Raw genomic sequence first — 14,449 nt, forward strand, 5'->3', positions numbered from 1 at the left:
CAGTGGTTCCACGCCACTTCCTGATATGGACGGCGTAGCGGTGGCCGGTGGGACCACGCCTGAGGCGTTCAACCGGGATACGGACCTGTGCCGTCAGTGGAGGTGCTCCCGGGGCGCCGATAGGCCCCTCGGCCAGGACCGTCACCGAGACCATCTGCCCGGCTTTGATGTCCCCCGGGCTCTTTTTTGGATATGCCACAGTCATCGCCGTCCCGAATGCGGACCCCAAACACCGCAGCGGAAGCGCTGCTTAGCCCAGTATGGAGGCGCCCCATGGCGGAGGCAATGGGTGTGGCGGGCTAGAGCTCCTAGAGGGCCACGCGCTGAAGGGAACGGGCGGCATCGATGGTTGCCTGCCCCAAAACCCGGCTGCCCTGGTAAAGGACAACTGTTTGCCCAGGAGCCACACCACGGAGCGGATCGGTCAAGGTGACAACGAGTTCGGCCCGCTGAACCCCTGAATCGTCGACAACGGTTTCCACGTGTGCTTTCGCCGGAACGGGATCCCCGTGCGCCCGTACCTGGGCATGGCAGTCGAACTCCGCACCCGTCGCAACTTCGGCGATGGGCAAGCCTGCCCACGAAACCTTGATTCCACGGATCTCGTCGATGGCAAGCAAAGCTTCGGGTCCCACCACCACTTTGTTTTCCTTGGGACGGATCTCCAGGACAAACCGGGGCTTGCCATCAGCGGCCGGAGTTCCCAGCTTCAATCCGCGGCGCTGTCCCACTGTGAAGGCGTTGGCACCAGGATGTTCGCCTACTTTGACCCCGGTCTCGTCAACGATGTCGCCGGTGGTCATGTCAATCTTTTCGGCCAGCCAGCCACGGGTGTCGCCGTCGGAGATGAAGCAGATGTCGTGGCTGTCCGGCTTGTTGGCCACGGACAGGCCCCGCCGCTCAGCTTCCGCGCGCACTTCTGCCTTGGACGGCGTGTCCGCCAGCGGGAACATGGAGTGCTTAAGCTGCTCATGGGTCAGGACACCCAGGACGTAGCTCTGGTCCTTGGCCCAATCCGCCGCGCGGTGGAGTTCCCGGTTGCCGTCGGCGTCTTCGATCACCTTGGCGTAGTGCCCGGTGCATACGGCGTCGAAGCCCAGCGCAATGGCCTTCTCCAGCAGGGCAGCAAACTTGATGCGTTCGTTGCAGCGCATGCACGGGTTTGGCGTCCGCCCTGCAGCATATTCGTCAATGAAGTCCTGGACGACGTCTTCCTTGAAGCGCTCCGAGAAATCCCACACGTAGTAAGGGATCCCCAGGACGTCGCAGGCACGCCAGGCGTCACGGGAGTCCTCGATGGTGCAGCATCCCCGGCTTCCGGTGCGCAGGGTGCCGGGCATGCGCGACAACGCGAGGTGGACTCCGACGACGTCGTGTCCTGCCTCGACGGCGCGGGCGGCGGCCACGGCAGAGTCAACTCCGCCGCTCATTGCTGCAAGTACTCGCATGCTGGCTTTCTGTGTTGGGGGCTGTGGCAACTGTTCCGGCTCAGACCAGCCGGCGTGCCCGTCCATTCTAGCTTGCAATACCACGACTGCACTAAATTCCTTGGCCCCTCCCCACCAAGGCCACCGTTACAAGGACGTTGGCGATCCCTGCCGCGCCACTGTTGCAGCCGTCTGGATGCTGGACTCGTGGCCTGCCATTCCTGCCTGCCGCGCCCGTGAGCATGCCTCGGGAAGAGCCTTCAGCAGCGCATCCACATCCGCTTCCGTAGAGCTGTGGCCCAGAGTGAAGCGCTGGGCGCCGCGGGCAGTATCCTCGTCGAGGCCCATGGCCAACAGCACGTGCGACGGGCGCGGGACTCCTGCCGTGCAGGCAGAGCCAGTAGACGATTCAACGCCTGCCAGGTCCAGGAGGAAGAGGAGCGAATCGCCTTCACACCCCGGGAACGTGAAATGGGCATTGCCCGGCAGCCGCCGCTCTCCCGCGGCACCCCGCAGCACTGCGTCGGGCACGGCAGCGCCGACGCCATCGATCAGACGGTCGCGCAACGCGCTGAGCCGTTCCCGCTCTTCCGCGAGATTCCCAGTGACTGCTTCAGCCGCGGCGGCGAAGGCTGCAATGGCCGGGGTGTCCAGGGTTCCCGAGCGGACATCACGTTCCTGGCCGCCACCGTGCTGTACCGGTGTCAATTTCACAGCCCTCCCCAGGAAGAGCGCGCCAACGCCCACTGGGCCGCCCAGCTTGTGCCCCGACACCGACATCGCGGCTAGGCCGCTTGCCCGGAAATCCACGGGGACCGAACCGAAGGCCTGCACAGCGTCGGAGTGGACCGGGATTCCATGGGGCTTTGCGAGGTCAACGATCTCCGCGACTGGTTGGATGGTGCCCACTTCATTGTTGGCCCACATGACAGTGACGAGCGCAATGGATCCGGGATCCCGCTCGATCTCCCGTTGAAGGACCTCGAGCCGCACGGTGCCGGACTCATCGACAGGTAGCCACACAACGTCCGCACCTTCATGCCGCTCGAGCCACTCCACAGTGTCAAGGACCGCATGATGTTCGACGGCGGAGCACAAGACCCGCGTCCGGCGGGGGTCCTCGTCCCGGCGGGCCCAGAACAAGCCCTTGACGGCCAAGTTGTCTGCTTCGGTTCCTCCCGAGGTGAAAATGACCTCCGAAGGATGGGCGCCAGCTGCTGCGGCCAACATTTCACGGGCATCCTCGACGGCGCGCCGGGCGCGTCGACCCGCTCCGTGCAGCGAGGACGGATTGCCGGTTCGCGCCAACTCCCGCGTCATGACGGCGAGCGCTTCTGCCGACAGGGGCGTGGTGGCAGCGTGATCGAGGTATACAGGCACCTTGCCATTCTACCGATGGGACCTGGGACGCAGTGGTCTCTTCCGCGGCCACGACCGTGCAAGACAGGCAGCAACCTGGCGGGACCCAGCTTAACCTGGCGGGACCACCACAAGCTGGGCCGCCGCTTCAGCACGCGCCTTGTCCAAGGAACCGTCATCCGGGCAAGCCACCGAAATATACACCGACGACGCCGGAACACTGAACAACCGGGCCATCACTACAGCGGCGTTCCCGCCCGTTGCGGCTGACGATTCCAAAGCAAGGAACTCCACGTTGTGCTGCGGCTCATCCGAGTCCTGTCCCCACCGCAGCGACACCGGCTTCAGGCTTTCCACCGCAATGCCGGGATCAAGGTAACGGAAGAGTTCCTTGGTGGAGGCTGCGTCATCATCCGCGACGGTCAAGGGACCCTGGTTGACGCTGACGCGGGCTGCCAGGGTGCAGCCATCAGTCTTCCGATACCGGACTTCGCCTTGGAGGCCGGAATGCACCACAGTCCACCCCGGAACTTCTTCCAGCCGCGTAGATACCGTCACCGGATCCCCCGGAGCCAACGTGTTCCCAGCTCCCAACGGCAAGTCCTTCGCCGCAACCGCTGCCGCATCATGCCCGGGCGTGATGCGCGGCGTTGCCAGCGTGGACTCCGACGGCGACGGTTTCGGCGCCGCTGGATCCGGAACGTTAACGGTGCAGCCCGCCATCACGGCGCCAGCGGCTGCCAAGGCAGCAATCCCAGCCACCCGTCGTCGAACGTTTCGCGCCACCATCGCTCCTTATCCCCCTGCCATGCCGGAGGGCATGGCATCTGCCGCGATCGAGTCTAGCCGTCAGGCCCGCCTAGGCGAGGACCCGTAGAGCACCTGGAACAATATCGACCTCCACAGGCAACGCGCCGATGCGTTCGCCGTCCGCATATGCCACCACACCCTTCGCGTCCAACCGCACCTTCCGGACACGCCTGGTCTCCACAGCGGGGTGGCTGACGTGCCTGCCGGCAAATACTTTGGGGAAGACTGCGAGGAATCGGAGCCGTGACAATGGTTTGACCACAAAGAGGTCCAAGAAGCCGTCATCGGGCGAAGCCTCGGGGGTGATCCGCATGCCGCCGCCGATGTACTGCCCGTTAGCCACCGAAATCAGCAACGCCGGCTGGCGCCAGGTCACGTCATCGGCAGTCACCGTATAGTCGATCCGTCGGAACGAACCCAGCTCCATGAGCATCGCCAGGTTGTAGCGGCTCTTTCCGCGCGGCCACCGCCACGAGTTGGCCCGTTCGTTGACTGCGGCATCGAACCCGGCCGAGAGAACCCCGGCAAAATAGACGGTCCGGCCATCCGCAGCGACCCGTCCGGCATCGATGGTCCGCCCGCCTGAAACCATTGCGGCCAGGATCCGGCGGCAGGCAGCGGGTGTGTCATGCAGCGGCAACCCAGGAGCCGGGCAACATCGTTACCTGTCCCGCTGGGAACAATACCCAGGGCAACGTCCCCTCCGGTAAGCGCGTTGACCCCCAGATGGACCATGCCGTCGCCTCCCACCACCACCAGGGCGTCTACTGCAGGGCCGGAAAGGGTTCGGGCTACAAGCCGCTGCAGGGCGTCGTAACTATCCGCTTCGAGCACGACGACGTCCCGTCCGGCGGCGCGGAACTGCGCTGCAGCGTGGTCCCCGGCATTGCGGGTCCGGCCAAAGGACGCCGCAGGATTTATCGCCACGGCGATCGTCCCCGCCTTGCTGGAGGGGTTTATGGCTGCCGGTGGGGTCACAGCGTGAATTATGCCAGTCGGGAACCACACGCCCCGATACCAACGTTCACATAGTGGCTGGATAAACTGGCCACTACCGCGCCTCCCTGGAGCGCACCACCTTGAGAGAAGGGCCCGTGCTTGGCCGAGGGCAGCAGTTCGCACTATCAGGTTCTCCGTGTGTCCGTCACAGCTACGGACAAGGAGATCAAGGTCGCCTACCGCAAGGCTGCCCGAAAGGCGCACCCCGACCATGGCGGAGAAGCAGAGATGTTCCGGCGCGTGACTCTCGCCTACGAAACCCTGATCGACCCGCAGCGAAGGGCTGAGTACGATCGCAGGTACGCCAGCGGCTCCCCGGGCCGCGGCCAGCCGCAGCCCGGGGACTACACGGGCGCCACGGCGCCGGGGCCTTTCGCCACAGGCAGCGTCAGGCGACCCCAGGCCCAGCGCAACACCGCCGGTGATCCCCCTGTCTACGTCCCGGCCTTCGACGATCCCCATGAAGTGCCGCTCATTTCTGCTGCGGACGCAGCACAGCAGGTCCATGGGTTACCGCGCAAGCGCGGCATCTTTGGTGCCGAAGCGCGGATTCAACGGGAAATGCGTACCGTCCAGCTCATCAGCAGGCAGGTCCTGCCTGCCATTCCTGCGGCCCGGCTCATAAATGGTCTTCGCTCGCCGTCGGACAACAACCACATCGACCACGCTGTCCTGTCCGGATACCGGCTGGCCCTGGTGGGTTCCATGCTCCTTCCCAAGGGTGCCTACGCTTGGGATGGCCACTCACTGCGGCACGGTGGCCGATCCGTCGCTCCCCCACAGCTTGCCCATATTGTCCGGCATATGCAGGACATCTTCCCCGAACTCAACGTCACAGGATGGGTTGTCCTGCACAGTCCCGATGGCAACCTGCACGAACCGGTGATCGACCAGTATGGCAAGGGCCAGTCCAGCAACAGTGCCGTGGAAGTAGTCAACGCGGCAGGGCTGGTCAGAGGCCTGAAGCAGTTCCTGGGCTCGGGGCCGGCGCCCAACACCGTGGTGGTTCCGGTTCTGGCGCGGCTGCTGCGCGGGATGCACTAGGCGATCGTGCCGCGGGAGGCTGGTTTGGGCTGGCTAAGATGGAACAGTGTTCCGCATCCTCTTCCACACCCCTGAAATCCCGGGCAACACGGGCAACGCCATCCGCCTGGCCGCCATCACGGGAGCCGAGCTCCATTTGGTGGAGCCCCTCGGCTTCGACTTTTCCGATGCCAAGCTTCGTCGCGCCGGCCTGGATTACCACGACCTTGCGGTGGTCACCGTCCATAAGGACATCGACGCCGCGTGGGAGGCACTGCACCCCGAACGCGTCTTCGCGTACACGTCCGACGGCGAAACGTCCTATACGGATATCAGCTACCGTGAGGGCGACGTCCTGATGTTCGGGCCGGAGTCGGTTGGCCTGCCGGACTGGCTGAAACAGGACCCGCACGTCACGGCTCGAGTCCGCCTGCCCATGAAGCCCTCACTCCGTTCGCTCAACTTGGCCAACGCTGCCTCCATCGCTGTGTTCGAGGCCTGGCGCCAGAACGGGTTCGCAGGCGCCAAGGTGTAGCCCATCCAAGCGCGCCACGGCACCGAATACCTTATGCAGGCACAGTTCCTGCATCAGGACATTCGTTGAGGGAGTATTCGTGAGCGCGCTGCAGACCAGGGTGACAACGGTAGTCCGCTGTGCCGCCACGCCCGCAACACCATATGGCCGTGCTGCCGGTTTCAAACGGGACGACATATGCTGGACAGTAATGGACATCCCCAACAACCCCGGCCCCCCGGTCTTCGAGGACACAGGCACTGCAACTGACTTGAATACGCAGTTGACTGCCTTGCTCGAGCTCGTGGCTGCCGGTGATCAGCCGGCTTTTGCCGAGTTCTACCGCCTGACCTCACGGCGCGTGTTTGGCATGGCCAAGCGCGTCCTGATCGACCCGGACCTGAGCGAGGATGCCACCCAGGAAGTTTTCCTCCAGGTGTGGCAGGGCGCAAGCAAATTCGATCGCGCGGCCGGAACCCCGCTGGCGTGGCTTATGACCATCGCCCATCGCCGCGCCATCGACCGCGTCCGTGCCGTGCAGGCCGCCACCGACCGCGAGGCCAGATACGGCGCAGCGAGCCAGGACCCCGATCGGGACCTGGTGGCAGAGGAAGCCGACACCAACCTCGAAGCTGAAGCAGTCAGCCGATGCCTCGGCACGTTGACAGACACCCAGCGCGAATCCGTCCGCCTTGCTTACTACGGCGGCCTGACGTACCGGGAAGTCGCCGAGCACCTGGGCGCCGCCGTCCCCACCATCAAGTCCCGCATCCGTGACGGTTTGCTGCGCCTCAAGACCTGCTTGGGGGTGGCTTGATATGACTGAGAACACCAGTGGAGGCTTTATCCGCAGAATGTTTGCCAATGACATCGCTACCGACCTCGCCGAGGGACGCGTCCTCGAGCTGGCTGAGATCTATGCCTTGGACGCCGTCAGTGACGATGAACGGGCCATGATCGATGACTACGTCAAGGATGCTCCCGAAGGTCCCGAATTCCTGGAGCGGGTCCGCGAAGCCCGCGAGACCCTCGCAGTCAGCTTTGCCCCGGAGGAAGCGCCACCAGCCAGGCTCTTCGATAACATCATGGAACGCATCACCACGGATGCTGCCGCCCAAGCGCCTTCTGAGCCAGTGGCGCCGCCTGCCCTGCGTCCCGCCGTCGACGACCTCGCGGCCGCCAGGGCCAAGCGCGAGGAACGCCAGCGCACCGGTGGCGCACGCAGATGGATCATCGGTGCGGCCGCAGCGGCCGTGATCGCGCTTGGAGGCATCGGTGTGGGCGCCTACGTCTCGGTGCAGAACGACCCCGTAAACCAGGTGCTGCAGGCACAGGATGTCCAGCAGAAGTCCGCGCCCGTTCCCGGCGGCGGTACGGCAACCATCTCCGCGTCCTCGGCCAAGGACTCCTTCGTGGTTCTGATGGATGGCGTTGCACCCGCCCCGGAGGGCAAGGTCTACCAGCTGTGGACCCTGCCCAAGGACGGCTCCGCCCCGGTGCCACAAGGCACCATGGACGCCCAAACACTCTCCAAGCCAGCCGTTGTCAAGGGACTGTCCTCAGCTTCGTCCGTTGCCATCACCGTGGAACCCACGGGCGGATCAAGCGCCCCCACCACAGACCCTGTCCTGGTGGTCGCGTTGAGCGCCTGACCCTGAACGGGAATTAACACACGACGGCGGCCGTCCCACCATGGGGACGGCCGCCGTCGAGCTTTATGGAGTCGCTTTCGCAGCTATAGCACGAGCGACAGAAGCATCACGAAGCCGAAGCCGACCACGGAAATCAGTGTCTCCATGACGGACCACGTCTTGAACGTCTGCCCAACGGTGAGCCCGAACAGTTCTTTGACCAACCAGAATCCGGCGTCGTTGACGTGGGACAGGAACAGCGAGCCTGCCCCGATGGCCAGGGCCAGCAAGGCCGCGTGCGTCGGGCTCAGGCTGCTGGCAAGGGGTGCCACGATGCCGGCGGCCGTTACAGTGGCAACCGTCGCAGACCCTGTGGCGAGGCGGAGCGCCACAGCAACGATGAAGCCGAGGACCAAGACCGACATATTGGCGCCCTCCGCCCATTTCTTGACGGAGTCCCCCACGCCGGCGCCGATCAAGGTCTGCTTGAAACCGCCACCGGCACCGACAATGAGGAGGATCGCCGCGATGGGACCCAGGCTCTCGCCGAGCTTGGCCGTGATCCTGCTGCCAGTGAAGCCCACGGCGTAGCCGAAGGTAACTATGGCCAGCAGCACGGCCAGTGTCATGGCCACCAAAGGCTGGCCCACAAAGTCAAAGAAGATCCGAATGGCAGGTGCCGTCTCAGGGTTCGGCCAGATGATGCCGCCCAAAGCCTTCAGCAGCATCAGCACCACCGGGAAGATGATGGTCAGCAGCGTTACCAGGAACGATGGCTGGCGCTTGACCTCACTCAGGTCAGCCGCGTGCTGGGTGTCGATGCCACCGGCTACGGCCGGCGCGTCAACAGGCACCCACCGCGCTGCGAGTCGGGAGAAGAGCGGACCACAGATGATGACGGTGGGAATCGCCACGAGGATGCCAAGGCCGAGTGTTGTTCCCAGCTCGGCCTTAACGGCGCTGATGGCAATCAGCGGCCCCGGGTGCGGCGGTACCAGTCCGTGCAGTACGGACAAGCCGGCCAGCGCAGGGATGGCGATGCGCATCAGCTTCATCTTGGACCGCTGGGTGACCAGGACGATCACCGGAAGCAGCAGCACGAGTCCGATTTCGAAGAACATGGGCAAGCCAATGATCACGGCTACCAGGGTGATCATCCAGACCAGCTTGTTGCCGCTGGCTTTGGCCAACAAGGTGTCCACCACACGGTTGGCGCCACCGGAATCGGCCAGCAGCTTGCCGAGCATGGCTCCGAGCGCGATCAGCAGCCCGACTTCCTTGAGGACACTGCCAACCCCGTCTTCGAAGTTGGTGATGACCTTGCCCAGTTCCACTCCGGAGGCCAGGCCCACGAAGGCAGATCCCAGGACAAGCGCCAGGAACGGGTGGAGCTTCAATTTCGCGATCAGTACGACGATCAGCGCAATGCCCAGTGCAGCGACCACAAGGAGTTGGGTGTCGTGCCCGCTCCATTCCTGCACTTGCATCGCGGTATCCAGGACCTTCACGAGACGGTCGATTCGGTACCGGCACCAGCAGGCCGAAGACCCAGCCGGTCAATGACCTCGTCGGCTTCTTCGGCCGGCGATGCGGAGACGCACAGCGAGATGTGGTTCTCGTCTTCCGTCGGCTCCTCCAGGGCGTCGAATTGGGATTCAAGGAGCGACGGCGGCATGAAGTGTCCATGCCTGGACGCCAGGCGATCAGAGATCTTGTCTTTGCTCCCCTGCAGGAAGACGAACACTACGCCTTCTCCGCGGAGAACATCACGATACTTTTTCTTCAGCGCCGAGCACGTGATAATGGCCGGCGTTCCAGCCTCCACGTGTTCCCGGATCCAGTCCGAAATGATACCCAGCCACGGCCAGCGGTCCTCATCACTGAGGGCTTGACCAGCCTGCATTTTTGCCACGTTCGCTGCGGGATGAAGGTCGTCGCCCTCGGCCAGGTCCCATCCCAATTTGCCGGCCAGAACGCCGGCTACGGTCGATTTCCCGGAACCGGAGACTCCCATAATCACCAGTACGGGTTGTTGCGCAGTCTTCGCCATCAAAGTCTGCCTTCCTCGAATAAATATGATTTAACCGAGATCAAGCATATGACACGGGTAACACCACGGCAACGTCAGAAGCCGGCGATGGTGCTCGATCCGTTGACTGACACCACGTGGAAGCCCTCAGCGCTGGTCCCGGCAGGCAGCCCGGCACGTTCTCCATTGGCCAGCATCAAGTCCCTGACAACACGCTCCATGCCGTCAATATCGGGATGCTGGCTGGCATGGACGCGGATGGCTTCCAGCTTGGCATCGACCTGGCTTGAGACATCCACAAAGTGGTTCTCCCGGGCCTCCGGACTGGAAATAAACCACAACCACGGCAACTTGTACGCGCCCAGGCCGGCCTCGGCCAGTTCCGGGTAGGCAAAGGGATTCTCCACCGCAGGATAAACAGCCCGGGTGACGGCCTCGCCGGCCGCGAGGTGGTCCGGATGGCTCTTCTGGAGCCGATCCCAGTTACGTTCCGGGTGCATGGTCAGCACGATGTCCGGACGGATTTCCCGGATCAGTTTCACCACCTGCTTGATGACGCCATGCGTCGGTTCAAGATAGCCATCACGCTCGTGCAGATAGTGGATGTCGCTGACGCCCACCAGGGCGGCTGCCTGCTTCTGCTCCTCCGCGCGGAGCTCGATGATCCGTTCCCTGTCCACAGGATCAAAGCCTCCGGCGTCGCCGTCAGTCATGATGCAGTAGCTGACCTCGACGCCGGCCGCCGTCCATGCCGCAATGGTGCCGGCGGCCCCGAAGTCGATGTCGTCAGGATGGGCAGTAAAACAAAGCACCCGCTCAACGCGCTCCAAGGAGGCGTCGAACGGGCTCTTTGCTGACGAAACGCCAGGAGACAAAGGGATCAGCCTTTCCGCTTCTTGATCTCGGCTGTAGCCTGCGGGAGAACCTTGAAGAGGTCGCCGATGATGCCGTAGTCGGCAATTTCGAAGACCGGCGATTCTGCGTCCTTGTTGATGGCCACAATGACCTTGGAGGTCTGCATGCCGGCCTTCTGCTGGATGGCTCCGGAGATGCCGGCCGAGATGTACAGCTGGGGCGAAACCGTGACACCGGTCTGGCCCACCTGGGCATCGTGCGCGATCCAGCCGGCGTCGGTAGCAGCGCGGGATGCACCCACTGCAGCACCCAATGCATCTGCAAGCTCTTCCACCGGACCGAAGTCGCCGTCAACGCCGCGGCCGCCGGCCACGACGATCCGGGCTTCGCTGAGGTCCGGACGGCCACTGACCGGTTTTTCGGACCGCGCCGCGATGCGGGCAGAGTTCGCCAAGGCGTCCGCCGGGACATCAACCGTGACAGATGCGGGAATTCCCGCTGCGCCGGCCGGTGCAGGCTCAACGTTGTTGGCCTTGACCGAAAGAACCGTCACCGAGGTGGTGGCCTTTGCCGTGGTGTTGTAAGAGCCTGCGAGAACCGACTTATGCGCGGTGCCGTCAGCCTCCACGCCCACAACGTCGGTGATAACGCCGGCGTTGAGCTTGATACCAAGCCTGCCCGCGATTTCCTTGCCCTCCGGCGAGTTGTCCAGGAGAACTGCTGTTGCTCCCGAAGCGTGCACTGCAGCGGCAAGGTAAGCGGCCTTCGGGCCCACCAGGTAGTTGTCGAGGTCGTCCGCCGACGGCTGGTAAACGGTGGCGACGCCATAGGCACCCAGGGTGGCGGCGACGTCGTCGTGCAGCTCACCGGAGAACGCGACGGCGGTCTCGCCCAGCGAACGGGCGATGGTCAGGAGTTCCAGGCTGCTCTTCTTAAGAGCTGCTCCCGGGTTATCAATGAAAACAAGTGCATTTGCCATGGTTGCGATCCCCTTTAGAGCAGCTTCTGTGCGGCGAGGAAGTCGACCAGCTTGATGCCGGCGTCGCCGTCGTCGGTGATGATGGTGCCGGCTGTCCGCGGCGGGCGGGCCTCCGCAGACTCCACCACGGTCCAGGAGCCAGCCAAGCCCACCTGCGAGGCGTCCACACCGATGTCGGCAAGCGACAGGGAGGCAATTTTCTTCTTCTTGGCCGCAAGGATGCCCTTGAAGTTGGGATAGCGCGGCTCGTTGATCTGGTCCGTCACCGAAACAACGGCAGGAAGCTGCGCTTCAACGGTCTCAGAGAAGGCGCCGGCATCACGGCGGGCCGTGACCTGGCTGCCGGCAACGTCCAGGCTGGAAGCAAAGGTGACCTGCGGGAACTGCAAGCGCTCGGCCAGCTGGGCCGGGATCAGCGACGTCTCACCATCAGTGGATGCCATGCCGGTCAGGACCAGGTCCACTGGGCGGCCGTCGGCCGAAAGGTAGCGGATGGCGGCCGCGAGGGCCAGTGAGGTGGCCGCGGCATCCGATCCGGCCAAAGCGTCATCGCTCAGGTGCACGCCCGAGTACGCACCGATCTGGAGCGACTTCTTCACCGCGTTAACGGCGCCGGACGGACCCATGCTCAAGGCGATGACCTCATTGCCGGCCTTCGGTCCGCCACGTTCCTCGGCCAACTGCAGGGCTGCCTCAAGTGCGTACTCATCCAGCTCGGACAAGATGCTCTCGTCACGGTCGGTTGTGTTGCCAGGTCCGGTGATGTGCCGGTCGAACTGCGCGTCCGGGACGTGCTTGACCAGAACGACAATCTTCAATGTCTCTTCCACTGTCTTCGAAGCAGCCTTCCATGCTTGTGGACGGCCAACCGCAGCAGCGTGGCCGTGAATAGCCCAGCGCGTGGGCTCGTCCTAGCTAAGCATATTGCCCGCAGAAAACCACTCCCAGCGTTAACCCCTGTTTCAGATTCCTTTGGCCGACGTTGTCGTGTGAGTGTCGGGAACGCCACGACGGCGGGCGCCACCCGTCAGGTGACGCCCATCGTCGTACGCTGTTCCTGCCGCCTATTGCTGGGCGGCGTCGAGGGTGACCTCGACCTCCTGGGACTGTCCACCGCGCTGAATGGTGACCTTGACCTTGGCACCGGCCGGCTGCTCGCGCACAGCGGCGGTCAGCTGGTTCGGGTCGCTGACCGTGTAATCTCCGAACTTGGTCACGACGTCGCCAACCTTGATACCGGCCTTCGCTGCGGCCGAACCAGTGGTCACCGCGGCGACCTCTGCACCCACGGAGAACCCGGAATCGCTGCCCGTAGACGACTTGGAGCGAACCGACACGCCGAACTGTCCGTGGCTGGCCTTGCCGGACTCGATGATTTCCTGGGCCACGCGCTTGGCGTGATTGATCGGCACGCTGAAGCCAACGCCGATGTTGCCGGTAGAGGAATCGGAGGTTCCGCTGCCCGCGGAGGCGATGGCAACGTTGACACCAATGACTTCGCCCTTGTTGTTCACAAGCGCACCACCGGAGTTGCCCGGGTTGATGGCAGCATCAGTCTGGATGACATTGATGGCAATGGATCCTTCATTGGCCGAGCGCTGGCTCTGGCCGCCGTTGGGAGGCGCGAACTGGAAGCCCTCGTCGTCACCTTGGCTCTCGTCAGGCGTTCCCTCCGGCACTGCCGACGAAGCGACACTGATGGTCCGGTTGAGCGTAGAGACAATGCCATCCGTCACCGTACCGGTGAGGCCCAGCGGCGAACCGATGGCGACGGCGGTGTCCCCCACGTTGATCTTGGACGAGTCACCGAGTGTTGCCGGAACCAGCCCGGAAGCGTCGCTGACTTTGATCACGGCGAGGTCTGACAACGGGTCAGTGCCCACCACGGTGGCCTTGAGAACCTTGCCGTCGTTGGTCCGTACCTCAATTGCTGCGTTGGCCGTTGCGCCATCGAGCGTCACGACGTGTGTGTTCGTCAGGATGTGGCCCTGATCATCAAGGATGATGCCGGAACCTGTTCCGCCCTCGTTGCCGCTGGTCGCCTTGATGGTAACGACACTGGGTGAGGCCTTGGCGGCCGCTGCGGTGATGACGTTGACGTCATCCTTGTTGTTCACGATGACAGTGCTCGACTGTCCGCTGCTTGACGCTGCCGGGGCCGGTTGGTCCCACAGCACGTTGCTTCCGGCCACGACGCCGCCACCGATCAAGCCCGCCGCCAGCATGCTTGCCACGAGGGTGCCGACGCCGAACGCCGGCTTGCGCTTGGTAGCGCCATTGGCGTTGGCGGGAGCGTGCGGCATTCCAGGACCATGCTGGCCCTGAGGGCTGGCTCCTCCGCCGTAGAACGGCTGGTGCTGGGGGTAGCTGGGGCGGTGGGCCGGGTCCTGCTGTGGCACGCCGTAGTACTGCGGCTGCTGCGTGTTGGCGTTGGGCTGGGCGGACGGCTGGGCCGGGGCCGCGTGCTGGCTGGCGTGCTGCCCTCCGTGCTGTGCGGTGTACTGCTGGGGTGAGTGCTGGGCCGGGGCCGCGTGCTGGCTGGCGTGCGGCGCCGCGGCGCTCTCCTGGCCGGGCTGAGCCTGTTGTCCGGGCTGGCGCTCCTGACCTGGTTGGGACTCCGGGGCGGCATTCGACTTGAAGGCCGGCAGCGGCGTAGTGGGCTGTGCAGAGTTCTCCGCAACTGCCCCTTGTCCTGACGTCCAGGCAGGCTGCTGCTGGGTTGCGGTGGCATCACTGTGGCCGCTGGTGGTGTCCCGCGGCTCTGATGGCTCGCGATCCTCCGGTGCTGTGCCCTGCGCTGGGTTCTCCGTCATGGGTCTTCCT

Annotated in this window: 14 protein-coding genes and 1 pseudogene; 4 read left to right on the forward strand and 11 right to left on the reverse strand. The window is 64.2% G+C overall.

What is annotated here, in order from left to right; translation table 11 throughout:
- Nucleotides 1-308: 308 nt before the first annotated feature.
- From mnmA to QEH68_RS13835, 5 genes and pseudogenes are all read right to left on the reverse strand, one after another.
- The gene (gene mnmA, locus QEH68_RS13815; protein ID WP_242703640.1) at nt 309-1,430 is read right to left on the reverse strand and encodes a tRNA 2-thiouridine(34) synthase MnmA; all 1,122 of its coding nucleotides are present in this window, start codon (nt 1,428-1,430) and stop codon (nt 309-311) included.
- Between the two features lie 144 nt (nt 1,431-1,574).
- On the reverse strand, nt 1,575-2,807 hold the full coding sequence (locus QEH68_RS13820) for a cysteine desulfurase family protein (RefSeq protein WP_207594047.1): 1,233 nt from the start codon (nt 2,805-2,807) through the stop codon (nt 1,575-1,577).
- A 90-nt stretch (nt 2,808-2,897) separates the two neighbouring features.
- Nucleotides 2,898-3,575 carry a hypothetical protein gene (locus QEH68_RS13825; RefSeq protein ID WP_242703341.1) on the reverse strand — a complete coding sequence of 226 codons (678 nt, stop codon included), beginning with the start codon at nt 3,573-3,575 and terminating at the stop codon, nt 2,898-2,900.
- 70 nt (nt 3,576-3,645) lie between these two features.
- Nucleotides 3,646-4,188, reverse strand: coding sequence for a hypothetical protein (locus QEH68_RS13830; protein ID WP_280623143.1), 543 nt, complete (start codon nt 4,186-4,188; stop codon nt 3,646-3,648).
- Nucleotides 4,189-4,292: 104 nt separating this feature from the next.
- Nucleotides 4,293-4,808 (reverse strand): annotated as a pseudogene (locus QEH68_RS13835) (diacylglycerol kinase family protein); the annotation flags it as partial.
- Here QEH68_RS13835 and QEH68_RS13840 point away from each other — a divergent pair.
- The 4 genes from QEH68_RS13840 (at nt 4,695) to QEH68_RS13855 (ending at nt 7,784) form a co-directional block, all read left to right on the forward strand.
- Entirely contained in the window at nt 4,695-5,639 is a 945-nt protein-coding gene (locus tag QEH68_RS13840) for a J domain-containing protein (RefSeq protein WP_280623144.1), read from the forward strand. The pseudogene QEH68_RS13835 and the gene QEH68_RS13840 sit on opposite strands and share 114 nt — an antisense overlap.
- 46 nt (nt 5,640-5,685) lie before the next feature.
- The gene (locus QEH68_RS13845; protein WP_207594049.1) at nt 5,686-6,153 is read left to right on the forward strand and encodes a tRNA (cytidine(34)-2'-O)-methyltransferase; all 468 of its coding nucleotides are present in this window, start codon (nt 5,686-5,688) and stop codon (nt 6,151-6,153) included.
- Between the two features lie 190 nt (nt 6,154-6,343).
- Nucleotides 6,344-6,949, forward strand: coding sequence for an ECF RNA polymerase sigma factor SigK (gene sigK / locus QEH68_RS13850; RefSeq protein ID WP_207594050.1), 606 nt, complete (start codon nt 6,344-6,346; stop codon nt 6,947-6,949).
- A 1-nt stretch (nt 6,950) separates the two neighbouring features.
- Nucleotides 6,951-7,784 (forward strand): anti-sigma factor, encoded by an 834-nt coding sequence (locus QEH68_RS13855; protein WP_207594051.1) that lies wholly within the window; start codon nt 6,951-6,953, stop codon nt 7,782-7,784.
- Between the two features lie 83 nt (nt 7,785-7,867).
- Here QEH68_RS13855 and QEH68_RS13860 read toward each other — a convergent pair whose 3' ends face one another.
- The 6 genes from QEH68_RS13860 to QEH68_RS13885 all read right to left on the reverse strand — a co-directional run bounded on the left by QEH68_RS13860 (nt 7,868) and on the right by QEH68_RS13885 (nt 14,439).
- Nucleotides 7,868-9,271, reverse strand: coding sequence for a gluconate:H+ symporter (locus QEH68_RS13860; RefSeq protein WP_207594052.1), 1,404 nt, complete (start codon nt 9,269-9,271; stop codon nt 7,868-7,870).
- Nucleotides 9,268-9,813: a gluconokinase gene (locus tag QEH68_RS13865; protein WP_280623145.1), complete on the reverse strand. Its 546-nt coding sequence runs from the start codon at nt 9,811-9,813 to the stop codon at nt 9,268-9,270. Before QEH68_RS13865 ends, QEH68_RS13860 begins: the two co-directional genes overlap by 4 nt.
- Before the next feature lie 74 nt (nt 9,814-9,887).
- The gene (locus tag QEH68_RS13870; protein ID WP_280623146.1) at nt 9,888-10,667 is read right to left on the reverse strand and encodes a PIG-L family deacetylase; all 780 of its coding nucleotides are present in this window, start codon (nt 10,665-10,667) and stop codon (nt 9,888-9,890) included.
- A 5-nt stretch (nt 10,668-10,672) separates the two neighbouring features.
- Nucleotides 10,673-11,626 carry an electron transfer flavoprotein subunit alpha/FixB family protein gene (locus tag QEH68_RS13875; protein WP_207594054.1) on the reverse strand — a complete coding sequence of 318 codons (954 nt, stop codon included), beginning with the start codon at nt 11,624-11,626 and terminating at the stop codon, nt 10,673-10,675.
- Nucleotides 11,627-11,640: 14 nt separating this feature from the next.
- Nucleotides 11,641-12,444 (reverse strand): electron transfer flavoprotein subunit beta/FixA family protein, encoded by an 804-nt coding sequence (locus QEH68_RS13880; protein WP_089597514.1) that lies wholly within the window; start codon nt 12,442-12,444, stop codon nt 11,641-11,643.
- Between the two features lie 246 nt (nt 12,445-12,690).
- Nucleotides 12,691-14,439 carry a trypsin-like peptidase domain-containing protein gene (locus QEH68_RS13885; RefSeq protein WP_280623147.1) on the reverse strand — a complete coding sequence of 583 codons (1,749 nt, stop codon included), beginning with the start codon at nt 14,437-14,439 and terminating at the stop codon, nt 12,691-12,693.
- Nucleotides 14,440-14,449: the final 10 nt, after the last annotated feature.

The sequence above is a fragment of the Paenarthrobacter sp. OM7 genome (assembly GCF_029873575.1).
Lineage (GTDB): Bacteria > Actinomycetota > Actinomycetes > Actinomycetales > Micrococcaceae > Arthrobacter.